This window comes from Nonomuraea sp. CX421 (assembly GCF_059358955.1).
Genome location: NZ_JCADBK010000006.1, coordinates 159843 through 180500, shown reverse-complemented (window position 1 = coordinate 180500; position 20658 = coordinate 159843). Strand labels below are relative to the sequence as shown.

General features: G+C 67.9%; 25 protein-coding genes and 1 tRNA gene. 14 read left to right on the top strand and 12 right to left on the bottom strand.

The features are described 5' to 3' along the window. Nucleotides 1–184: 184 nt before the first annotated feature. Nucleotides 185–661 carry an NUDIX domain-containing protein gene (locus AC5L3X_RS14015; RefSeq protein ID WP_189128175.1) on the bottom strand — a complete coding sequence of 159 codons (477 nt, stop codon included), beginning with the start codon at nucleotides 659–661 and terminating at the stop codon, nucleotides 185–187. 483 nt (nucleotides 662–1144) lie between these two features. Between AC5L3X_RS14015 and AC5L3X_RS14010 the strand changes: the two genes are divergently transcribed. The 4 genes from AC5L3X_RS14010 to AC5L3X_RS13995 all read left to right on the top strand — a co-directional run bounded on the left by AC5L3X_RS14010 (nucleotide 1145) and on the right by AC5L3X_RS13995 (nucleotide 4432). Further along, entirely contained in the window at nucleotides 1145–1660 is a 516-nt protein-coding gene (locus AC5L3X_RS14010) for a GNAT family N-acetyltransferase (RefSeq protein ID WP_494857347.1), read from the top strand. Between the two features lie 236 nt (nucleotides 1661–1896). Continuing rightward, a complete protein-coding gene (locus AC5L3X_RS14005; protein WP_494857346.1) occupies nucleotides 1897–2664 on the top strand; it encodes a site-specific integrase in 768 nt (255 codons plus the stop codon). 545 nt (nucleotides 2665–3209) lie between these two features. Then, entirely contained in the window at nucleotides 3210–3476 is a 267-nt protein-coding gene (locus AC5L3X_RS14000) for a hypothetical protein (RefSeq protein ID WP_494857345.1), read from the top strand. Between the two features lie 128 nt (nucleotides 3477–3604). Continuing rightward, the gene (locus AC5L3X_RS13995; protein ID WP_494857344.1) at nucleotides 3605–4432 is read left to right on the top strand and encodes a hypothetical protein; all 828 of its coding nucleotides are present in this window, start codon (nucleotides 3605–3607) and stop codon (nucleotides 4430–4432) included. On the opposite strand, the gene AC5L3X_RS13990 is transcribed toward AC5L3X_RS13995, so the two are convergent. Further along, nucleotides 4433–5722: an NsdA family TPR-like regulatory protein gene (locus AC5L3X_RS13990; RefSeq protein WP_494857343.1), complete on the bottom strand. Its 1290-nt coding sequence runs from the start codon at nucleotides 5720–5722 to the stop codon at nucleotides 4433–4435. 143 nt (nucleotides 5723–5865) lie between these two features. On the opposite strand from AC5L3X_RS13990, the gene AC5L3X_RS13985 reads away from it, so the two are divergent. The 3 genes from AC5L3X_RS13985 (at nucleotide 5866) to AC5L3X_RS13975 (ending at nucleotide 6842) form a co-directional block, all read left to right on the top strand. Next, the gene (locus tag AC5L3X_RS13985; protein ID WP_189128170.1) at nucleotides 5866–6036 is read left to right on the top strand and encodes a hypothetical protein; all 171 of its coding nucleotides are present in this window, start codon (nucleotides 5866–5868) and stop codon (nucleotides 6034–6036) included. Nucleotides 6037–6069: 33 nt separating this feature from the next. After that, nucleotides 6070–6354 carry a hypothetical protein gene (locus AC5L3X_RS13980; RefSeq protein ID WP_189128169.1) on the top strand — a complete coding sequence of 95 codons (285 nt, stop codon included), beginning with the start codon at nucleotides 6070–6072 and terminating at the stop codon, nucleotides 6352–6354. Between the two features lie 323 nt (nucleotides 6355–6677). Next, complete coding sequence (locus AC5L3X_RS13975; RefSeq protein ID WP_189128168.1) at nucleotides 6678–6842, top strand: hypothetical protein; 165 nt, start codon at nucleotides 6678–6680, stop codon at nucleotides 6840–6842. A 34-nt stretch (nucleotides 6843–6876) separates the two neighbouring features. On the opposite strand, the gene AC5L3X_RS13970 is transcribed toward AC5L3X_RS13975, so the two are convergent. Beyond that, nucleotides 6877–7269, bottom strand: coding sequence for a hypothetical protein (locus AC5L3X_RS13970; RefSeq protein ID WP_189128167.1), 393 nt, complete (start codon nucleotides 7267–7269; stop codon nucleotides 6877–6879). A gap of 174 nt (nucleotides 7270–7443) precedes the next feature. Here AC5L3X_RS13970 and AC5L3X_RS13965 point away from each other — a divergent pair, with 174 nt between their 5' ends. Beyond that, entirely contained in the window at nucleotides 7444–7734 is a 291-nt protein-coding gene (locus AC5L3X_RS13965; protein ID WP_494857342.1) for a hypothetical protein, read from the top strand. A 25-nt stretch (nucleotides 7735–7759) separates the two neighbouring features. On the opposite strand, the gene AC5L3X_RS13960 is transcribed toward AC5L3X_RS13965, so the two are convergent. The 7 genes from AC5L3X_RS13960 to AC5L3X_RS13930 all read right to left on the bottom strand — a co-directional run bounded on the left by AC5L3X_RS13960 (nucleotide 7760) and on the right by AC5L3X_RS13930 (nucleotide 10806). After that, nucleotides 7760–7831, bottom strand: a tRNA-Val gene (locus AC5L3X_RS13960). Between the two features lie 17 nt (nucleotides 7832–7848). After that, nucleotides 7849–8799, bottom strand: a complete 951-nt coding sequence (locus tag AC5L3X_RS13955; protein ID WP_494857341.1) for an ROK family protein — start codon at nucleotides 8797–8799, stop codon at nucleotides 7849–7851. Between the two features lie 44 nt (nucleotides 8800–8843). Further along, nucleotides 8844–9161, bottom strand: coding sequence for a hypothetical protein (locus AC5L3X_RS13950; protein ID WP_189128166.1), 318 nt, complete (start codon nucleotides 9159–9161; stop codon nucleotides 8844–8846). Nucleotides 9162–9172: 11 nt separating this feature from the next. After that, nucleotides 9173–9622 (bottom strand): peroxiredoxin, encoded by a 450-nt coding sequence (locus AC5L3X_RS13945; protein ID WP_189128165.1) that lies wholly within the window; start codon nucleotides 9620–9622, stop codon nucleotides 9173–9175. Between the two features lie 40 nt (nucleotides 9623–9662). Then, nucleotides 9663–10091: a DUF3052 domain-containing protein gene (locus AC5L3X_RS13940; RefSeq protein WP_189128164.1), complete on the bottom strand. Its 429-nt coding sequence runs from the start codon at nucleotides 10089–10091 to the stop codon at nucleotides 9663–9665. 115 nt (nucleotides 10092–10206) lie between these two features. Beyond that, entirely contained in the window at nucleotides 10207–10614 is a 408-nt protein-coding gene (locus tag AC5L3X_RS13935; RefSeq protein WP_494857340.1) for a secondary thiamine-phosphate synthase enzyme YjbQ, read from the bottom strand. A 9-nt stretch (nucleotides 10615–10623) separates the two neighbouring features. Beyond that, on the bottom strand, nucleotides 10624–10806 hold the full coding sequence (locus AC5L3X_RS13930) for a DUF1918 domain-containing protein (RefSeq protein ID WP_189128162.1): 183 nt from the start codon (nucleotides 10804–10806) through the stop codon (nucleotides 10624–10626). 407 nt (nucleotides 10807–11213) lie between these two features. Here AC5L3X_RS13930 and aceE point away from each other — a divergent pair, with 407 nt between their 5' ends. The 3 genes from aceE (at nucleotide 11214) to AC5L3X_RS13915 (ending at nucleotide 16351) form a co-directional block, all read left to right on the top strand. Beyond that, nucleotides 11214–13961, top strand: coding sequence for a pyruvate dehydrogenase (acetyl-transferring), homodimeric type (gene aceE / locus AC5L3X_RS13925; RefSeq protein WP_189128161.1), 2748 nt, complete (start codon nucleotides 11214–11216; stop codon nucleotides 13959–13961). Between the two features lie 131 nt (nucleotides 13962–14092). Then, nucleotides 14093–15592: an alpha/beta hydrolase gene (locus AC5L3X_RS13920; protein WP_494857339.1), complete on the top strand. Its 1500-nt coding sequence runs from the start codon at nucleotides 14093–14095 to the stop codon at nucleotides 15590–15592. 15 nt (nucleotides 15593–15607) lie between these two features. Further along, complete coding sequence (locus AC5L3X_RS13915; protein ID WP_494857338.1) at nucleotides 15608–16351, top strand: maleylpyruvate isomerase family mycothiol-dependent enzyme; 744 nt, start codon at nucleotides 15608–15610, stop codon at nucleotides 16349–16351. A 343-nt stretch (nucleotides 16352–16694) separates the two neighbouring features. Here AC5L3X_RS13915 and AC5L3X_RS13910 read toward each other — a convergent pair whose 3' ends face one another. Continuing rightward, a complete protein-coding gene (locus AC5L3X_RS13910; protein ID WP_494857337.1) occupies nucleotides 16695–17420 on the bottom strand; it encodes a helix-turn-helix transcriptional regulator in 726 nt (241 codons plus the stop codon). 110 nt (nucleotides 17421–17530) lie between these two features. Continuing rightward, nucleotides 17531–18550 (bottom strand): PHP domain-containing protein, encoded by a 1020-nt coding sequence (locus tag AC5L3X_RS13905; protein WP_494857336.1) that lies wholly within the window; start codon nucleotides 18548–18550, stop codon nucleotides 17531–17533. A gap of 178 nt (nucleotides 18551–18728) precedes the next feature. Between AC5L3X_RS13905 and AC5L3X_RS13900 the strand changes: the two genes are divergently transcribed. Genes AC5L3X_RS13900 through AC5L3X_RS13890 form a run of 3 tightly spaced genes read left to right on the top strand, consistent with a single transcriptional unit; the run spans nucleotide 18729 to nucleotide 20656 of the window. Beyond that, complete coding sequence (locus AC5L3X_RS13900) at nucleotides 18729–19076, top strand: hypothetical protein (RefSeq protein ID WP_189128156.1); 348 nt, start codon at nucleotides 18729–18731, stop codon at nucleotides 19074–19076. Between the two features lie 3 nt (nucleotides 19077–19079). Next, nucleotides 19080–20228, top strand: a complete 1149-nt coding sequence (locus tag AC5L3X_RS13895; RefSeq protein WP_494857335.1) for a glutathionylspermidine synthase family protein — start codon at nucleotides 19080–19082, stop codon at nucleotides 20226–20228. Further along, nucleotides 20225–20656, top strand: coding sequence for a DUF350 domain-containing protein (locus AC5L3X_RS13890; RefSeq protein WP_189128154.1), 432 nt, complete (start codon nucleotides 20225–20227; stop codon nucleotides 20654–20656). The genes AC5L3X_RS13895 and AC5L3X_RS13890 overlap by 4 nt, the downstream gene beginning before the upstream one ends. Nucleotides 20657–20658 lie beyond the last annotated feature (2 nt).

Here is a 20658-nt window from a genome sequence, read left to right as displayed (position 1 = left end):
ATTCGCGCCCCTTCTTCGGTGGGCGGTACTGGGTTCGAACCGGTGACCCCTCGCTTGTAAGGCTCGCCAGGAGAATGTGGAACCTCGCTTGATTCGGGATTTCACCTCGGCGAACGTTCCGCCCCGGTCCTCGACCGTCCACGTTCGTCCCGGGCCGTTGTCACTCAGATGGTCACTCAGATAGTCACTCAGTGGGAACGGCCTGGCCGTACTCCAGATAGACGGTCTTGCCAAGCTCGCGGGCAGTGGCGGCGGCTCTGAGGCGACGCGCAAGCCGCTCGATCAGCAGACCGTCGAGTTCCTCGACAGGATGAAACTCGTAGGCGCTCAACTCGTTGTCCACGAACGTGATCTGCTTGAGCAATTCGCCGTCCAAGGTTCCGCCGTCGAACACGAACAGCACCTTGTCGCCCTCCTCCGGGAGAGGCGCCCAATCGACCACGAGGAGACGGCCGATGGCCGGCTGAATGCCCAGCTCTTCTTGCACCTCTCGGATGCACGCCTCGTGCGGGGTCTCCCCCGGCTCGACGAACCCGCCCGGGATGTCCATGGAGGGCTTGTACGTAGGACGGACGAGAAGCACACGACCACTGTCATCGAAGAACAGGGCGCCAGCGGCGGCACGGGCCTCGGCGAACGGCGGGACCTGCTGATCGTTCACAGCCTCGACCTTACGCCACGAGTTCGGTGCACCCGCGCACCATCGTCAAGGAGGTCAACCGGTGAAAATGTACACCACCTATGCCGACAAGCACGTGATTCCTGCTCTCGGGGCGCGCAGGCTACGCGATCTCTCAGTAGAGGACACCGATAAGTGGCTCGCTGGCAAGACGGGCGAACTGGGCACCCGGTCGCTCAGGCTGATCCACGGCATCCTCGACTGGCCGGTCACGTCGTGGCATACGACGAGGACTGTGCCGCCTGGCTACCGGTGGCTCAGACCGGCTGGGAGCACGACGACTTCGCGGTCTACGTCTGGCGATCCGTACGGCAGAAGGGCGACACCAAAACCGTCAAGTCTCGGCGATCACTCCAACACGGTGGTCACCGAGAGTGCCTCAATCGAGGCTGATCACCACGGAGAAGCCAGCGCTTATACAGCGCGAAGAACTGCCGCCTGCCCGCTACTTGTAGTGTCTACGCCATGCCTGATGCGATCACGGTCCACCCCGCGGAACCCGGTGACGGGGACATCCTCGGCGAGATCCACGCCCTGTCTTGGGGCGTCTCGCACGGCCCGTTTTGCACGCCGAAGGTCGCTGCGGCCGGGATCGAGGAGCGGCGCACCAAGTGGCACGGCATTCTGGCCGAGGGCGTGGACACGATCCTGCTGGCACGCTTGAACGAGCGGCCGGGGGCCTTCGCCCGGTTCGGGGCCTCCACTTCCCGCCCCGGCCTCGCGGAGATCCATACCTTCTTCGCCCACCCTGAGGTCTGGGGCAGCGGCATCGCGATGCTCCTGTTGATGGCCGTCTTGGACCGAGTGCGAGACGCCGGGTACGACGACGTGCATCTGTGGACGCTCCGGGACTCCGCCCAAGCGCGCCGCTTCTACGCCAAGAATGGCTTCGCCGAGACCGGCAGGACCCACGACCACGACTTCGACGAAGGTCCCCCACTGGCCCTGATTGAGTTGGAGCGAGCCGTGCCTGGCCGCTGAAACGCTCGATCGGCAACTTCGTCGTGGCTGACGTCCCCGGCCTGGTCCGCATCGTCAAGCGCAAACTCAAGAAGATCCAGTACCGGCCTCCTCTGATCACCGGCCGCCTTGGACAGGGCGGCCTGACTCTCAAACCACCATGATCATCCCAGTCGACCTTACGAATTCAACGCGCGTGACCGCGGCGATGAGATCACACACCGCAGCCTCCCTCCAGCCGACGCGGGAGGCCACCGATGACCAGCCCCGCCGTGGCGAAGGTGTTCGAGCTGGCCGACCTGATGCCCGTACGTCTCCGCGCCCTGGTCCTTCTCGCCACCTTCGCCAGCCTGCGATGGGGTGAGGTAGCGGCCCTGCGGCGGATGGACCTGGACCTCGCGGCCCGGACGGTCAGCGTTCGGCAACAGCATGTCGAACTCGACACGGGCGAACTCCTCGTCGGCCCGCCCAAGTCCCGTGCCGGAGCCCGCACGGTCGCCATCCCGGAAGCAATCACCCGTGCACTCCGCGACCACCTCGACCAGTTCACCGAGCCCGAGGCCGACGCCCTGATCTTCACCGGCTCCCGAGGCGGCATCCTGCGCCGCAGCAACTTCCGGCGCGCGGCCAAGTGGGACAAGAGCACCAGGAAGATCAATTTTTCGGGGCTGCACTTCCACGACCTGCGACACACCGGCAACACGATCGCCGCCAGCTCCGGCGCGAGCCTCAAAGATCCCATACAGCGCATGGGACGCGACTCCGTCAGAGCAGCCCTGATCTACCAGCACAGCACAGCGGAAGCCGACCGGCAGATCGCCAACGCGATGAACGCCAGTGCTCAAGAGCGTCGACGCTCACGAACCCCCGCCTCAATCCGCAAGCCAACGCCGATCAGGGCCATGATCCATAGACCAACGAGCCATGGCCACGAGGGGGATCGTTCATCAAAGATCAGAATCCCGAACGATATGGCGACACCGGCGACCACGGCGACAGTCCCAATGGTTCGGACCGCTTCATAGTCCTCGGAGGCATTGGTCGGCGAACGGTAAGGCTGGGGATCCTCGGACTCGGTCACGGCGGAGAGCATCCCACATGGGATCGAACGGCAGGAATCCCTCTCCTCGCGCTCCGCCCTGCCCGATCTTCCCGTCTGCCTCGTCCAACATGCAATGCAGCGGATCAAGGCCAGGGGTCAAGGTGGAGCGCCCTACTGGACGAACGAACTTGGCCCCTGGCCTTGATGTGCTGGGCTCTGCCTGGGACGTGGCGGGCGGGAAGATCGGGTTTCCACCTCAACCAACTGCCCCGGATTAAACGCGTACGCCGATCATCCCGGAGCGGAGTCCCCCGCCGGAGGCATGCTCTGACCGCTGGTGTTCCGTGCCTTCTGCACGCGGTGCGCAAGCTGCTGCACGCTAGTAGCAGCGCCAATCCCCATCCCAGTCATGGGGAGTCGTACGCCTCCACGATGACCCGGCGACCGCCACTTCGACGCCTCGTCCAACGGGCGCTTCGTGCAGGCCCGCGACAAGCAGACCGCAGAACTGTCTGGCAGGTCGCGGTCATGGACGGTGACCCGACCCTCAAGCCCGCCCAGAAGACGGTGGCGGTCAAGATCCTCGCCCCGGTCCAGCCGGTGCCACCCGCCCCGATGCCGGCGCTCCCGCACACGCCCGTCCAGATCGACGGCATGTCCGTCACGCCGTACGTCTACGGCAACGGCCGCCTCGCCAAGCCCCGCCGCCGTCCGGGACCGGCCCCCAGGCCGCACGCCCGGACGGCGGGCGGGCGGAGGGCCGAGGTACGGCGGCGCGCCGCGTCGCCGCCTTGATCTATACGAGAGTAATTCGGCAGAAATCCAGCCCAAGAGAGGCCCCCACTGCGTCCAGTTCGGTGACTATTTGGTCACAGCTTTGAGGAGTTCGAGCGAATACCGGAATGCATAATTATGATCCTGATGTGACCAAAATGCTGGAGCGACAAGGCAGAATAGAGGGCTTTCGCCCAACATTCGATGATCTCGAAAAGCTATGGGAACTCGCGTGTCGCGACTTTGACAATAACCCTACATTCGAAATTCGATATCGCCCTCCAGGCGTAAAGATAGATACCACTCGATTGAATGAACTCCTGATCGAAGTCAAAGATGCCGCCAGTCTAGACAGACTAACTCTCGTGGCGAGACAGGAATCCACTCGCAGGTTTGTAGAGATTTCAATCGGCCCAGAGACCTGGACGACCTTCGCCGTAGAGTCAGAAGATGCCACCTGGGCATTAGGACGATATGAAGAGCTCGCAGAATTTCTAGCACTGCGTCGGCCAATCCTTTCCAGGGCTTGGGCCAGAGGAGTGCAAATCGCGGCCTCGCGAAAGCATCGCTGGTGGCGCAGGGATGACACCATCTGGGAATTTCGCCCATCGATTCCGTCCAGAAAAGACGTTCCGGCCAATGTGGTCCTAGTCGGCATCGTTGCGCTCTACGTGGCAGCCTTCGCCTTTGCGCTTCTGCCCTTGAATCTGATTGCCGATCACTTCATGGGCACCCCCCTATTTTCTAGCAAGGAGGAGTTGCGCCAATCCGGCATAACACTTCGGACGGACCATTGGTGGCGCCTTGCTGGATGCATCGCATACTTTGTGGGAGCAAGGCGCCTACTGAAGCTTCAGCTCCGCTCGAAAGTTAGAATGGCTAAGCAAAAGTTTGACTATGACGGCTGGACGGTAGCTTCTCTGGCGTTAAGCGGCATCAGCGCTATTGCAACTGTGATTCAAACAATTGCTTCATAATTAGTCCAGAAGTTCATGCTGGTGTGCGATGAGTGCCCGACGAGCAGTAAGGAACCGTTCGTGGAATTCCTCAGCGAGCGCTTCTCGCCGATGATGTTGACGTAGCACTCGGTTGAGATCTCCAGCCCTGTTTACGAGGTCGGTGAGAGATCGTCGGTCAATGTCGAATGCTGCCATTCCGTGGTTTACCGCGGCGTCAAGATCTCCTCGTCGGGCGTGCACGATGCCGAGGTCTATGTGAGCGTCGGCAACTCGCATGGGGGCATTGGAGGTGCCGTCTGGGCGAGTGTGCATCTGGATGGTTTCGCGGGCGTGTTCTTCGGCTCGGTCATCGTCGACGAGCCAGGTGTAGCAGGTGGCAGCGTAAAAGACCCACTTAGCGTGATCGAAGACGAAGTGGTGGTCTGGGTGGTCGGGCATGGGCAGACTTCCGAGCACTTCGGCTCCCCGAGTCAGGGCACGATCGGCTTCGCGACGGTCGCCGACGCGAGCTAGGCCACGGGCTTCTTGAAGGGTGAGCTGGACCATGGCGCTGCTGGGGCCGGCCACTGCTTGGCCCATGCGAGCGGCGGTGACGACGTCTTCGTAGCGGCCTTCGACGAGGGCGAACCACGCCGACATCTCGTGTGCCCATCCCATGAGTTCGCCGTGCCCGACTTGGCGACCCATCTCGAACGCGGTACGTCGAGCGGTCTCGGCCTCTTCTCTTTCGCCCAGGTCGTAGTGAACGCATCCCAGCAGGGCAGTTAGCCATCCGGTGATCACGAGCAATTCGCGGTGCTGGTCAAGCGTGAGGCGCCCGGCGAGTAGATGGTTGATCTGGGCCAGGCGCTTCTGTGTGCGATCCCGCAGCGTTCCGGCGGGCACGACCGGGTAGGCGCGACACAGCAGATCGACAGCCTCGGCCAGAGCTTCCAACGTCCCGCTCCCCACATCGGACGCCTGGAGCTGCTGTGCGAGTTGCATGGTCCCGTACAGGTCCGCCTCGGCCCGCAGGGCATCCATGGGCATCACGTGAGCCTCGACGAGACGGCTCCCTGTCTGCCTGTTCTGGGTGAACCCGAGCACTTCCGGCTCCAGGCCGGTCAGCTGGGTGAGCGCCAGCCGGTAAGGCGTACGCGGCCACCGGACCTCACCGGCTTCCCAGCGCCGAACCCGTTCCTCGTCACACGCCAGTCCCTCGGCGACGCCGATCGGTGTGGCGTTGATGCGGTCGGCCATGTCCGCACGGGTGAGTCGGTTCTCGTTGCGCCAGGCACGTAGCCGCACGTTCGGGATGTAGTCGGGCATCTGCGGGCCTTCCTCCCGGCTGGGGGCTCGAAAGGGGAAAACAAGTGGGCCGTTCAGGGGTTCTGCTCAGTCGCGGTTGCCGGTGGACTTGTCATCAGTCAACCACGGTACGTCACGCGGCCTCCCGCCATAGGGAACGCCGGATGAACGAGGAGATGGCGACGGTGATCCGGCCAGACGAGACAAGCAAGACGTCGCCCTGCCCTGCTTGCCGGGGGCGCGGGATCAAGCTGCGCGACTCGCGCCGTGCGCTCCTCATCGGCGACACCGACGGAGATCAGATCTCAAGTGAGGAGCGGGAGTGTCTCGACTGACTCGGAGACGGCCGGGCCGAAGGGAGCGGAAAAATGAATTCGATCATGCAGACGGCGGTGGCCGGTTTCCCGCCGAACCGGGACGAGGGCGACATGCTCGTCCGGCTGCGCGACCAGCTCACGAACCTCGGCGTCAATGCCGAGTTGCGGGATAACAACACCGCGCTCATGGTGCACAAGCTGGAGCCGGGGATGCCGGTGTGGGTGTTCGTCGGGTTCGGCGGGGCCTACTACTCCTGGCAGAACGCCGAGCAACGGCACCCGGCCAGCGACCCGGCAGGCGCGGCGAAGCTCCTGGCTGAGTACATCGCCAGGTGATGACCGGCGCGGCGAGACAAGCGTGGTCCCTACCGGAGGGGTAAGGGTCGCCGCCACCTTGTCTCGTCGCGCCTCGCCCGGCAGGCAGTTGCAGTGGCAGCCCCCACGGCGCCCTTCCCAGCCCGGCCACTGCGCTGCCTGCCGGTTTCTCTACGTTCGACTTCCCGCTTCCGCGAACCACGTGGACAGCTGACGGCAAGCCGGTTACGCCCAAACTTGGTAAAACAACCTGTCGGGCGTTGGACGGTCGTGATGCCGCTAGAGTCGGTGCCGCCGAAGTGTGCACAGCTTGTGCAGGCTCTTCAGGGGCGCATCGAGCCCGCATGCCCTCGACCGACGAAGCCAAGCAACTGGCCATGCCGAAGAACCGGCCGCTCCTGCCTGTCTTCGGCGCGGCCCGTGATGCCTCCGGCCGGCCATTGGCCGTCGTGGAGGTCCTGCTGCCCGCCGACCGGCACGAGTTGAAAGACGCGTATCCGATCGCATGACTGCCCGGCTGCACGCGGTCCGCAAGCTGCTGCGCTAGTAGCAGCGCCAATCCCCATCCCAGTCATGGGAGTCGTACGCCTCGACGATGACCCGGCGACCGCCAGCAGAGTCCTCGTCTCTGAAGTACAGGGAAATCATCGCTTTTGACTCGGCTCCGGCGATCGACGCGTTGTCGTAGTGGCGGTGGATCTCCTGTGGAGTAAGCGCCGTCTGCAGCGTAATCCTGACCCGGTAGTCACAATAGGACCCGCTGCCCCCGACCAGGTTCTTCCCGAAGGTCGCATCGCGATCCATCGAGAAGGCGTCTCGGCTGTTCGGCGGGAGCGGGTAGGCAACGACGCGATCGTAGAAGGCGTCCAGCCGGGCATCATCACGCCATATCGGGATCATGATCAGCAGGAACAGTCCGACCAGTGGAACGATCACGACTGCGGTTAAGCAGCCCCACATGATTCGCACTAGATCCTCCAGGAATGTCGGGCCGCCGGCCTGAGCGACTGTCTATCGCACTGGTGACACCGACGTCTTCCCGCACGGCTGTTACCTCGTCGGCGGGTCAAGCCCGTCAAGGACTTCGACGCCTCGCCCAACGGGCGCTTCGTGCAGGCCCGCGACAAGCAGACCGCAGAACTGGTCTGGCAGGTCGCGGTCACGGACGGTGACCCAACCCTCAACGGCAACTCGATCGCTGCCAGTTCGGGAGCGATCCTCAAAGATCTCATGCAACGCATGGGCCATGACTCCGTCCGGGCGGCGCTGATCTACCAGCACAGCACGGCGGAAGCCGACCGGAAGATCGCCGACGCAATGAACGTCAAGTTCACTGAAGACGCCAACGGATCTTCAAAGATCCCCCACACCGGCCAATGGCACGAAGCCCCATTTCCATGATCGGAAACAGGGCTCCTTTTACAGGTGGGCGGTACTGGGTTCGAACCAGTGACCCCTCGCTTGTAAGGCGAGTGCTCTACCGCTGAGCTAACCGCCCCTGATCGGCACTACACCTTACGACACCAACGGCTCCGGCCGCACATCCACCGCCCAGCCCGACCCCAGTTCGGGACGTCCGGCGGCCCGCCAGCCCAGCAGGGCGGCTCCCAGCATCCCGGCGTCCACCCCGAGGGCGGCCGGGACCAGCGGTGGCGCGTCCCGGAAGGCGAGCCGCTTCACCAGCCGGGTGCGCACCGGGTCGAACAGGGCCGGCCCCGCTTCGGCCAGCCCTCCCCCCAGCACGATCATGGTCGGATCGAGCAGCAGGGTGTAGGTGGCCAGGGCCACCGAAAGGGCCTCCACGGCCTCGTCCCACACCTCGACGGCCACCGGGTCGTCGGAGGAGACCACCTGCTCGGCCCGGACGCCCTCCAGGCCGGCCCGGAGGCTGTAGCGCCTGCCCACCGAGGCCGCCGAGGCGTACGTCTCCAGACAGCCGAGCTGGCCGCACGCGCACTGCTCGCCCTCGGGAAAGACGGGGATGTGGCCGATCTCGCCGCCCCACCCCGAGGCGCCTCCGTACGGCTCGCCGTGCAGGATCATGGCGCCGGCGATGCCGGTGCCGATGGGCAGGAAGAGGAAGTCGGGGATGCCACGTCCGGCGCCGAGCACGCTCTCCGCCAGACCGCCGGTGCGTACGTCGTGGCCGAGCATGACGGGGATGTCCAGCGCGGTGAAGGCCGTGGCGGGCACGTCGCGCCAGCCGAGGTTGGTGGCGTAGAGGGCGGTGTCGGCGGAGACCAGCCCCGGGACGGCCAGGCCGACACCGACGGGGACCCCGTCACCGGCGGCCGCCAGGTGGCTGATGAAGCCGCGGATGGCGGCCACGACCGCGTCCGGCCCGTCCGCGCGGGGCGTGGGACGCCGCTCGCTCAGCAGGACCGCGCCGGATTCGCTGACCAGGCCGCCCTTCATGGACGTGCCTCCGACGTCGAGACCGACGACGAACGAACTAGTTGCGGACACGAAAGGAGACGATAGCGCAGCTCAGTACATGTCCGGCAAGGCGGTCAGGCGCGGCCCAGCACCCGGTTGAGCGCGGCCTCCACCTCGGCCGACAGCCCCGGCGGCACGGGCGGCGCACCCGAGCAGGCGAACGCGTCGGCGCGCGCCAGGCGCACAGTGCCGCAGGAGCGGCATTCCACCTCACCGAGCCGGCAGATGAGCGCCGTGGACTGGCAGGTGCCGCACGTGTCGAGGTCGAGATCGTGCCGGCGTTGACAGTCCGGGCAGATCAGCACCTGCGCCTCCTGGCGCACCCCGCGCTTCCACGGGCTGGCCCCGCGGACGGGGTCGGTCTGCCGGGCCCCGCAGCGATAGCAGGGCATGATGTCCTCCGTTACGAAATATCGGCGAGCGCCTTGGTATAGGCGGCGATGTCACGCGCCGAACCGATCGGATTGACCACCGACCACCGGATCACGCCCTCGCCGTCGATGATGAAGGTGCCGCGGCGAGCGACGCCCTTCGCGTCATCGAACACACCGTACGCCCGCGCGACCTGTCCGTGTGGCCAGAAATCGGAGAGCAGAGGGAACAGGTAGCCCTCCTGCTCCGCCCAGGCACGATGGGTGAACAACGAGTCCACAGAGACGGTGAGGACCTGTGCGTCGCCCGGGAGGTCGCGCAGCGCCGCCAGCTCACTGCGGCAGATCCCGCTGAAGGCAAGCGGGTAGAAGACCAGCACGACCTTCCTGCCCCGAAAGCCTGACAGCTTCACCGGAGTGCCGTGCTGGTCCTGGAGCTCGAAGTCTGGAGCCGGGACGCCCACCTCGACCGGATGTTCCATCACGGACTTCATCCTGCCGTACGGCCGGCGCACTGGCTCCCTAGCGTCGGCCTTTCGGCGAAACGAGCCTGGTCCCCGACCAGTCGGGGGCGGCGGAGATGCTGCTGGTCTGCGAGAGACCCGCGGTAGCGGCATCCTCCCCGATGTCGCTCGGCTCCACGTGGCCTTCGCGCCCGGCCTTGGGAGTCAGCAGCCAGATCCGGCCGCCTTCGGCGAGTGCTCGCATGGCGTCGCTGAGGACGTCGAAGAGGTCTCCGTCGCCGTCACGCCACCACAGCAGCACCACGTCGACGACGTCGTCGGTCTCCTCGTCCAGCAGTTCGTTGCCGGTCAGGTCTTCGATGGAATCGCGAAGCTCGTCGTCGACGTCCTCGTCCCAGCCGATTTCCTGCACCACCTGACCCGGCTTGAGGCCAAGTCGTTCGGCCAGGCCGCGCTCGCTCTGCGCCTGACCCGCGGTCGCGCTCACGTTTATCCCTCCTGCTTGAGTGGCCGCTTATGCGGTTTATCGCTTCGGGACAGTCCACACGCTGTGACCCTCAGTCGTCAACGGTCGCCACGGGTACGGCAGTGGTTCGCAGGTATCAATTGGACAAAAACGACAGCCGAACCTGGCGTTGCGGGTTGTCGACATTCAGGTCGACGAGCGCGATCGACTGCCAGGTGCCGAGGGCCAGCCGTCCCTGGATCACCGGCACCGTGGCGTACGGCGGGATGAGCGCGGGCATGACGTGCGACCTGCCATGACCGCGCGACCCGTGGGCGTGGCGCCATCTGTCGTCGGCGGGCAGCAGGTCGCGCAGCGCGGCGAGCAGATCGTCGTCGCTGCCCGCTCCCAGCTCCACGAGGACCACGCCCGCCGTCGCGTGCGGGACGAAGACGTGCAGCAGCCCGTCCTCGGCCTGCGCCGCGGCGAACTCCGCGCACTGGGCGGTGATGTCGTGCACCGTCTCGCGCGAGCCCGTGTCCACGGAGATGATCTCGGATCTCACACAAGCAGCCTACTGAGGCACGACCACCGCGTCAGGCCCGGGAAAGACCAGCCCGGTATGCCCGTCGTCGAATCTCACGGTGTACGGGGGCCCGCCGTCGCCGCCCTTGACCTCGATGATCACGCCAGTCCGGTCTCTCTCGCCGACGGAGTTGCCATGCACGAGGAGCCGGTCGCCAACCGTCGCATTCATGCCTCCACACTCGTACGGCGAAGCCGGTTCGAAAAGAGGGATCGCCACTCCACTCAGGAGAGTCAGCCCCAATCCTGACCGAAACGTTGCGCTGAGAGCTGAAGAGGCCCGGGCGAGCCCCGGCGCGGAGCCCGATACCCCCCACCCGGATGACGCCGTCCCGCTGAAGGTGGATACTCGGAGCATGCGGGCGAATTTTCGAAGGTTTTCCGGACTTGTTAAATTACCTCGGCCCTGTACTCTAGCCCCTTGATTCGTCCTATCATTGGTGGTCTAGGCCACCCATGACCCCCTGCCAGCAGGGACGTCCTGGTTACCAACGAGTAGAGATGCACTTTCTACGACTAGCGACCAGGATGGAAGGCGACCCAGACCAGACACCAGTCATCCTCGGAAGGCGAGACCCAGTGGCTTCCGGACGCCAGCGTTTCTCGATCATCAGCGACGGCCTACCCAGCCAGCTTCCTGATGTCGACCCCAGTGAGACCAACGAGTGGCTCGAGTCCCTCGACAACGTCGTCAAGGCGGAGGGCCGCAGCCGGGCTCGCTACCTGATGCTCCGCCTGCTGGAGCGCGCCCGCGAGCACCAGGTCGGCGTGCCGGGCCTGCGCAGCACCGACTACATCAACACCATTCCGCCGGAGCGCGAGCCCTGGTTCCCCGGCGACGAGCACGTCGAGCGGCGCATCCGCGCCTACATCCGCTGGAACGCCGCGATCATGGTGTCCCGCGCCAACGCCCGCACCAACGTGGGCGGCCACATCGCCACCTACGCCTCCGCCGCATCGCTCTACGAGGTGGGCTTCAACCACTTCTTCCGCGGCAAGGACCATGGCGAGTCGGGCGACCAGGTCTTCTTCCAGGGGCACGCCGCGCCCGGCATCTACGCCCGCGCCTTCTTGGAGGGCCGCCTCAACGAGGCGCAGCTCGACGCGTTCCGGCAGGAGCTGTCGCACGGCTTCCACGGCCTGCCCTCCTACCCGCACCCGCGGCTCATGCCCGACTTCTGGGAGTTCCCGACGGTCTCCATGGGCCTGGGGCCGATCAGCGCGATCTACCAGGCGCGGTTCAACCGCTACCTGCTCAACCGCCAGATCAAGGACACCAGCCGCAGCCACGTCTGGGCGTTCCTCGGCGACGGCGAGATGGACGAGCCCGAGTCGCTCGGCGCGATCGGCCTGGCGGCCCGCGAGGAGCTCGACAACCTCACGTTCGTCATCAACTGCAACCTGCAGCGGCTCGACGGCCCGGTACGCGGCAACGGCAAGATCATCCAGGAGCTGGAGTCCTACTTCCGGGGCGCCGGCTGGAACGTCATCAAGGTCGTCTGGGGCCGCGACTGGGACCCACTGCTCGCCGCCGACGTCGACGGCGTGCTGGTCAACCAGATGAACACCACGCCCGACGGGCAGTTCCAGACCTACTCCGTCGAGTCGGGCGGCTACATCCGCGAGCACTTCTTCGGCGGCGACCCCCGCCTGCGCAAGATGGTCGAGCACCTGACCGACGACGACATCCGCAAGCTGTCGCGCGGCGGCCACGACTACCACAAGGTCTACGCGGCCTTCAAGGCTGCCCGTGAGCACGTCGGCCAGCCGACGGTCATCCTGGCCCAGACCATCAAGGGCTGGACGCTGGGCAAGGACTTCGAGGCGCGCAACGCCACCCACCAGATGAAGAAGCTCACCAAGGCCGAGCTCAAGGAGTTCCGCGACCGGCTCTACCTGCCGATCCCCGACTCCGCGCTCGAAGGCGAGCTGCCGCCCTACTTCCACCCGGGCGAGAACGACCCCGAGATCGAGTACATGCGGGAGCGCCGCGCGGCGCTGGGCGGCGTGCTGCCCAAGCGGGTGGTCCGGGCCAAGCCGGTCAAGCTGCCCGCCGACTCGGTCTACCAGCAGTTCGCCAAGGGCTCGGGCAAGCAGCAGGTGGCCACCACGATGGCCTTCGTACGCCTGCTGAAGGACCTCATGCGCGACAAGGAGATCGGCCACCGCTTCGTGCCGATCATCCCCGACGAGGCCCGCACCTTCGGTCTCGACGCCATGTTCCCGACGGCCAAGATCTACTCCCCGCACGGCCAGACCTACGAGGCCGTCGACAGGGAGCTGCTGCTGTCCTACAAGGAGGCGGTGCAGGGGCAGATCCTGCACGAGGGCATCAGCGAGTCGGGGTCGATGGCCTCGACAATCGCGGCCGGCACGTCCTACGCCACGCACGGCGAGCCGATGATCCCGATCTACATCTTCTACTCGATGTTCGGCTGGCAGCGCACCGGTGACGCGATGTGGCAGCTGGGCGACCAGATGGGCCGCGGCTTCCTGCTCGGCGCCACCGCCGGGCGCACCACGCTCAACGGCGAGGGCCTGCAGCACGAGGACGGCCAGTCGCCGCTCATCGCCTCCACCAACCCGGCGGCGGTGTCCTACGACCCGTCCTGGGCGTTCGAGGTGGCCCACATCGTCAAGGACGGCCTGCGCCGGATGTACGGCGATCAGCCCGAAGACGTGTTCTACTACCTGACCGTCTACAACGAGCCCTACCTGCAGCCCGCGCAGCCCGCGGACCTCGACGTGGCGGGCCTGCTCAAGGGCCTGTACAAGTTCGCCGACGGGCCGCGGACCCAGGGGCCGAAGGCCAACATCCTGTCCTCCGGCGTGGCCGGGCCGTGGGCCGTGGAGGCCCAGCGGCTGCTGGCCGAGGACTGGGGCGTGTCGGCCGACGTGTGGTCGGCGACGTCGTGGTCGGAGCTGCGCCGTGAGGCGCTGGCGTGCGACGAGCACAACCTGCTCAACCCCGACGCCGAGCGCCGTGTCCCCTATGTCACCCAGGCCCTGTCCCAGGCCACGGGGCCGTTCGTGGGCGTCAGCGACTACATGAAGGCCGTCCAGGACCAGATCGCGCAGTGGGTGCCGGGTGACTGGTCCTCGCTGGGCACCGACGGGTTCGGCCTGTCCGACACCCGCTCGGCGCTGCGCCGCCACTTCCACGTCGACGCCGCCTCGATCACGCTGGCCGTGCTCACCAGCCTGGTCAAGCGCGGCGAGCTCGACGCCGAGGTGCTGCGCGAGGCGATCGCCCGCTACCACCTCAAGAACGGCGTGACCGAGGCCGGCGGCGCGGAGAGCAACGACACCCAGTCCATGGGCGTCTGAGCCCGGCGAAAGGCGTCCCCGCGCACTCGCGCGCGGGGACGTCCGCCCCTCGCGGCGCGTCGCCGTCCCGGCGGCCCTCACGTATTGTGGGCACTGCCTCCCCCCTTGAGAGCCCTAGGGGGAGAGCACATATGCGTCATGTCCTTGCCGCCGCCACGCTGGCAGTGTCCGCCACCGCCTGTGTGAGCACGGCGACGCCCGACACCGAGCCCAAAGGCGTCGTCGTCGACCCCATCTCCTGGGGCCCGTGCACGGACATCGTCCGTCCTGACGGAGAGCCGCCCACCCGCCAGGAGCCCGGCGTCAGGTGCGGGAAACTCACCGTGCCACTCGACTACGCCAATCCCGATCTCGGTACGATCGACCTGGCATTGATCAAGATCGCGGCCACCGACCAGAGCAAGCGGCTGGGCTCGCTGGTGTTCAACTTCGGCGGCCCGGGCGGCTCCGGTGTCGACACCCTCGCCCAGGCGGCCAAGATGTTCGACACCCTGCGCACCCGCTACGACCTGGTCAGCTTCGACCCGCGCGGCGTCGACCGCAGCTCGGGCGTGCGCTGCGGCAGCAACGCGGACATGGACGCGTACGTCGAGCTCAACACGCTGCCGCCCACCCAGAAGACCCGTGAGGCGGGCAGGGCGGCCAACCAGAGGTTCGCCGAGCTCTGCAAGCGTGACGCGAGTCGCCTCCTGCCGTACATCGGCACCGGCAACACCGCCCGCGACATGGACCGGTTGCGCGCCGCGCTCGGCGATGCCAAGCTCAACTACCTCGGCATGTCGTACGGCACGCAGCTCGGCGCGGTCTACGCCACCAAGTACCCGAACAAGGTCGGCCGGGTGGTGCTCGACGCGCCGCTCGACCCGTCCGTCACGTTCAGGCAGCGCACCCTGGCCCAGACCAGGGGCTTCCAGCAGGCGTACGAGAGCTTCCTGAAGGACTGCGTCAAGGAGGGCTGCGAGCTCGGCGACACCGTGAAGGCCGCCGACGCGAACGTCATGCGGCTGATGTACAAGCTGGTCGACAAGCCGCTGCCGGTCGGCAACCGCCGGCTCACCCAGGGTCTGGCCTCCACCGGGCTCGCCGCCGCCCTCTACTCCGAGGGTGCCTGGCCGTTCCTGGAGACCGCGCTCGCGCAGGCGGACAAGGGACGGGGCGACGCGCTGATCTACCTGGCCGACTCCTACACCGGCCGCTCCAAGGACGGCACCTACACCACCCAGATGTCCAGCTTCCCGGCGATCACCTGCGTGGACTCCGCCGAGCGGCCCGACGAGAGCGAGCTGACGCGCACCTGGAAGGAGGCGATCAAGATCTCACCGTTGTTCGGCAGCGAGGGCGCGGGCGGGATCTGCACCTCGTGGCCGGTCGCGGGCAGCAACGAGGCCAGGAAGGTGAACGCTAAGGGCTCGGCGCCGATTCTCGTGGTCGGCGGCAAGGGCGACCCGGCCACTCCCTACCAGTGGGCGCCCAGCCTGACCAGGCAGCTCGGGAACGCCACCCTGCTCACCTACGAGGGCCAGGGACACGGCTCCTACAGCTCGGGCAACACGTGCATTCAGAGCATGGTGAACTCGTTCCTGCTCAAGGGCAAGGTGCCGAACCAGGACGTCTCCTGCGCGGCCGCCTGATCTAGTCTCGGGCGTGTGAAGGACTACTGCGCGCTCGTGGAAAGCGAAACCGCCCGCCTCGTCGAGCTGGTCACCGGCGCCGCCCCTGGCACGCCGGTGCCCAGCTGTCCGGGGTGGACGCTGGCCGAGCTGGTCACCCACGTCGGTGGCACGCACCGCTGGGTGATCCACCTCCTGACGACCCGGGCGAGCGAGCCGATCTGGTCGCGCGACGTGCCGGGCGGCCTGGCACCCGGTGAGAGCGGTGACGTCGCGTGGCTGGCGGCCGGAGCCTCCCGGTTGCTGGCCGTGCTCCGGTCGACCGACCCCGCCACGCCGGTGTGGTCGTGGGGCGGCGACCACTCGGCCGCCTACTGGGCGCGGCGGATGGCGTACGAGCTGGTGGTCCATCGCGTCGACGCGGAGCTCGCGCTCGGCCTGGAGCCGGCGGTGCCCGCGCCGGTGGCGGCCGACGGGATCGAGGAGTTGCTCGGCAACCTGCCGCACGCCCGATGGGTCACGCGCCGCCTGGCCGAGGCCGGCGCGGACGGCGCCACGATCCACCTGCACGCGACCGACACCGACGGTGAGTGGACCATCACGCAGGGCCCCGAGGGCCGCGTCAGCTGGGAACCCGGCCACGCCAAGGGTGACGTCGCCGTCCGCGGCCCGGCCGGCGACCTGCTGCTCATGATGTACGGCCGGCGCTTCGCGGACACGCTGGCCGTCTTCGGCGACCGCGACCTGCTCGACCGCTGGCTGGCGAAGGCCGCGTTCTAGCGGGGCCGAGCGCGGACCGGGAGCCCTGGACGCGCCGCCGCTCGGCGATCGGCGGCGAGCCCAGGGAGGGCTGACCGCTCGCGAGGCGGCCCCGTGTGTGAGCCCGGCCGGCGGGGAAGGCGCCCGCGCGGACCCACCGCCGGTCATGCCGTCGGGGTAGCCCCGAGAAGACACCCGGCGTGTCGTCCGGACAGGCGACGCCGGCCCGCCTGGCGGATCGCCGCCGGCGCCGTCCGTCTCCACGCGGAGGACGGCGCCGTCTCCTGTCCGTCGAACAGGGACCAGGATCCACCGGGGAGGCGACAACCCTATGTCGGTGTTTTCGAGCGAATTTTCGAGTGACTCAGTCGAGCAGGGTGCCGTGCACGAGCATGTCGGGCACCTCGGTGGCGAACCCCTCCAGCGGCCGGTCGGGGCAGCGCTCGCCGGTGACCGTGGCCGCGGCGACGCGGTCGAGCCGGAAGACCCGCACGTCGTCGCGGAGCCGGCACCACGCCACCAGATACCAGAACCCGCCGCGCCCGCCCAGGAACACGCCGGGCTCGACGTCGCGCGAGGTCAGCGCGCCCTTGGCGTCGGCGTAGTCGAGCCTGAGCACGCGCCGCCGCTGCAGGGCGTCCTCGATGGCGCGTGAGACGCCCTCGCCGCCGAGGGGCCGGACCCCGGTGCCTGGCTCGGCCGGCTCGGCCACCTGGACGCGCCGGGCGAGCTCCCGGGCCAGCTCGCCCTCGGGCCCCGGCATGGCCGCCACGACCTTGCGTAACGCGCTGCGCGCCTGCCGGCCGAACGGCTGGTCGCCGGCCCTGCTGAGCGCCACCGCGATGGCCACGGCCTCGGCGGGCGTGAAGTTGAGCGGGGGCAGCGACATCTTCCTGTCGATGGCGTATCCGCCCCTGCGCCCCGGCTCGGCGTAGATCGGCACTCCCGACTCCTGCAGCGCGGTGATGTCGCGCTCGATCGTGCGCACGCTCACCTCGAACCGCTGGGCGAGCTCGCGCGCTGAGCGGTGGCGGGGCGAGATGGCGCGCAGGTCCTCGACGAGCGCGTAGAGCCGATCGGTACGGTTCACAACCGGGACGCTACGCGCGGCGACCGACAATCGGCGGGCGGGCGGCGGCCCCCGTCAGACGCTCCTCACCGGCGGGCCACAGAGGTCTCACGCCACCGCCACGGGTCGCGTCACCGGGTCCAGGCCAGCAGCTCGTCCAACGCCCAGGTGTTGACCACCCGGGCGGGCTCGATGCCGCACCGCGCGGCCCGCTCGCAGCCGAACCGCTGCCAGTCGAGCTGGCCGGGCGCGTGGGCGTCGGAGTCGATCGCGAAGTCGCAGCCCATCTCGTAGGCCAGCCGCATCAGCCGTTTCGGCGGGTCCTGCCGGTCGGGCCGGGAGTTGATCTCGACGGCCACGCCGAACCGGCGGCAGGCCTCGAAGACCAGCTCGGCGTCGAACTCCGACTCGGGCCTGCGCCCGCCGCGGCTGGTGCCGCCCCGGACGATCCGCCCGGTGCAGTGGCCGAGGACGTCGACGTTCGGGTCGGCGATCGCCGTCACCATCCTGCGGGTCATCTCGTAGCGGTTCATCCTCAGCTTGGAGTGCGTGCTGGCCACCACCACGTCCAGCCGTGCCAGCAGCTCGGGCTCCTGGTCGAGCGTGCCGTCGGGGTTGATGTCGACCTCGACGCCGGTCAGGATCCGGAACGGCGCCAGCCGCTCGTTGAGCCGGTCGACCTCGTCGAGCTGCCGCCTCAGCCGGGCGGCCGACAGGCCATTGGCGATCGTCAGGCGGGGCGAGTGGTCGGTCAGCGCCCAGTACGCGTGGCCGAGCGCACGGGCCGCCTCGGCCATCTCCTCGACCGGCGAGCCGCCGTCCGACCAGTCGGAGTGGCTGTGCAGGTCGCCCTTGAGCGCCGCCCTCAGGGCCATCGTCTCGTCGTCGAGGTCGGCTCCCTCGGTGGCCCGCATCCGGCGCAGGTAGGTCGGCACCTGCCCGGCCAGCGCCTCGGTGACCGCCAGGGCCGTCACCTTGCCGATGCCCGGCAGGTCGGCCAGTCCGCCCGTGTCCGCGAGCCGTACCAGCTCCTCCTCGGGCAGGCCCGCGACGACGGCGGCGGCGCGGCGGAAGGCGCGTACGCGGTAGGCCGGCTCGCCCGCGCGCTCCAGCAGGAAGGCGATCTCCCGGAGAGCCTCGACGGGCGTCATGGGTGTCTCATCCCTCCGGCGGATTGATGGGCCGGGAATGGCGGCGATAGGCTCACCGGTCAATGAAAGCAGGATTCTGATGGGAAACCCCTCGCCCCCGGCGCCACCTCCCTGGCCACCCGGACCACCGAGACCTTCCGGACGGCCGACCCCGCCGAAACCGTCCAAGTCGTCGCGAGTGATCACGCTGACCGTCATCGGCGTGGTCTCCGTCATGGTGGTCGGGTTCTGCGCCGCCACGCAGAACACCGAGGAGGTCGCCGCCGACTGCGTCGACATGAACGACCAGCTGTCCGACGGCTCCTACGCGGTCGTCGACGAGTCCTACTGCGACGACGACGACGGCAATTCCCACTACTACGTCGGCTCGCGCGGCGCCTACCACTGGTACTACGGCGGCAGCCGGGTCGGCACCCGCGTGCGCGGCGGCACCAGTCTGCGCCCGTCCGACGTCAACATCTCCTCGCGCGCCGGCCGTGAGATCCAGCGAGGCGGTTTCGGCAGCCGTTCGAGCAGTGGCGGCTGACGGGTGCGACGCGAGCGCGGAGTGCCCAGGGACGGCTGGGACAAGATCATCGAGAGCCAGGGCATCGCCTACCACCGCGCGGCCCACCCCGAGGGGCTGAGCCGCCCCTACTGGGACGAGTCGGTCCACTACGTCTTCTCCATGGACGAGGTGGAGGCCCTGGAGGCGCAGGTCGAGGAGCTGCACGCGATGTGCCTGCAGGCCGCCGAGCACATCGTCTCGACCGGCCGCTTCGCCGACCTGGCCATCCCCGACTGGGCCGCCGCCGACGTCGCCCGATCGTGGGAGCGGCGCGACCCCCACCTGTACGCCCGGTTCGACCTGCGCTACGACGGCACCGGTCCGGCCAAGCTGCTGGAGTACAACGCCGACACGCCGACCTCGCTGGTCGAGTCGTCGGTGGCGCAGTGGTTCTGGCTGAAGGACACGCACCCGGACGACGACCAGTGGAACTCCGTCCACGAGCGGCTCATCGACCGCTGGGGCGAGCTGTCCCTGCCCGCCGGGCCCGTCCACTTCGCCTGGACGTCCATGGACGAGACCGGCGAGGAGGCGATGACCCTGGCCTACCTCCAGGAGACCGCCGAGCAGGCCGGGCTGACCACCGCCGCCATCGCCATGGAGGACATCGGCTGGGACGAGCTCAACCGCCGTTTCGTCGACCTCGACGGCCAGATGATCCGCTCGGCGTTCAAGCTCTATCCGTGGGAGTGGATGCTGGCCGACGCGTTCGGGCGACACGCCGTGCGGCACGCGACCTGGATCGAGCCGCTGTGGAAGGCGCTGCTGTCCAACAAGGCGCTGCTCGCGATCCTGTGGGAGCTGTTCCCCGGCCATCCCGGCCTGCTGCCCGCCTACCTCGACGGCCCGCGCGAGCTGACCTCCTACATCGCCAAGCCGCTGCTCGGCCGGGAGGGCGCCTCGATGCGCATCGTCACGCCCGCCGGCACCCAGGAGACCTCCGGCTCCTACGGCCAGGAGGGCTACGTCTTCCAGGGCTTCGACGCCCTGCCCGACTTCGACGGCCAGCGGCCCGTGCTCGGCGCCTGGATGGTGGCCGACGAGGCCGCCGGGCTGGGCATCAGGGAGACCACCGGCCTCATCACCGACGACACCTCGTCCTTCGTCCCTCACCGAATCGAGCGATCATGACCCTGCTGGAGACCCTCGCCCGCGGCGCGGGCGCCATCGCCGCCTACGCCGCCGTCGGCGTGATCCTGCTGATAGTCGGCTTCTACGTGATCGACCTCGCCATTCCCGGCAAGCTGAGCTCGATCATCCGCAGCGAGCGCAACCCCAACGCCACCCTGCTCGCCACCTCCGCGCTCGCCGCGGTGGGGCTCATCGTGGCGGCCTCGATCTGGTCCTCCGGCGGCCGGCTGGGCGAGGGGCTCGCGGGCACCGCGGTCTTCGGCCTGGTCGGCATCGTGGTGCAGACCGTGGCCATGCTCGCCTTCGACAAGGTGGTCGGCATCTCGGTCCGCGATCTGGTCAAGGAGCCCGAGCTGCAGCCGGGCGCGCGGCTGCTCGCGGTCACCCACGTGGCGATCGGCCTGATCACGGCCGTCGCGGTCATCTGACC

What these genes read in the sequence shown, in the direction of transcription:
- AC5L3X_RS13980 (WP_189128169.1), top strand. Translation starts at nt 6,070, where the DNA reads ATGAATTCGATCATGCAGACGGCGGTGGCCGGTTTCCCGCCGAACCGG.
- AC5L3X_RS13985 (WP_189128170.1), top strand. Translation starts at nt 5,866, where the DNA reads ATGAACGAGGAGATGGCGACGGTGATCCGGCCAGACGAGACAAGCAAG.
- AC5L3X_RS14000 (WP_494857345.1), top strand. Translation starts at nt 3,210, where the DNA reads ATGGACGGTGACCCGACCCTCAAGCCCGCCCAGAAGACGGTGGCGGTC.
- AC5L3X_RS13890 (WP_189128154.1), top strand. Translation starts at nt 20,225, where the DNA reads ATGACCCTGCTGGAGACCCTCGCCCGCGGCGCGGGCGCCATCGCCGCC.
- AC5L3X_RS13975 (WP_189128168.1), top strand. Translation starts at nt 6,678, where the DNA reads ATGCCCTCGACCGACGAAGCCAAGCAACTGGCCATGCCGAAGAACCGG.
- AC5L3X_RS13920 (WP_494857339.1), top strand. Translation starts at nt 14,093, where the DNA reads ATGCGTCATGTCCTTGCCGCCGCCACGCTGGCAGTGTCCGCCACCGCC.
- AC5L3X_RS13930 (WP_189128162.1), bottom strand. Translation starts at nt 10,806, where the DNA reads ATGAATGCGACGGTTGGCGACCGGCTCCTCGTGCATGGCAACTCCGTC.
- AC5L3X_RS14005 (WP_494857346.1), top strand. Translation starts at nt 1,897, where the DNA reads ATGACCAGCCCCGCCGTGGCGAAGGTGTTCGAGCTGGCCGACCTGATG.
- AC5L3X_RS14010 (WP_494857347.1), top strand. Translation starts at nt 1,145, where the DNA reads ATGCCTGATGCGATCACGGTCCACCCCGCGGAACCCGGTGACGGGGAC.
- AC5L3X_RS13905 (WP_494857336.1), bottom strand. Translation starts at nt 18,550, where the DNA reads ATGACGCCCGTCGAGGCTCTCCGGGAGATCGCCTTCCTGCTGGAGCGC.
- AC5L3X_RS13945 (WP_189128165.1), bottom strand. Translation starts at nt 9,622, where the DNA reads ATGGAACATCCGGTCGAGGTGGGCGTCCCGGCTCCAGACTTCGAGCTC.
- AC5L3X_RS13950 (WP_189128166.1), bottom strand. Translation starts at nt 9,161, where the DNA reads ATGCCCTGCTATCGCTGCGGGGCCCGGCAGACCGACCCCGTCCGCGGG.
- AC5L3X_RS13990 (WP_494857343.1), bottom strand. Translation starts at nt 5,722, where the DNA reads ATGCCCGACTACATCCCGAACGTGCGGCTACGTGCCTGGCGCAACGAG.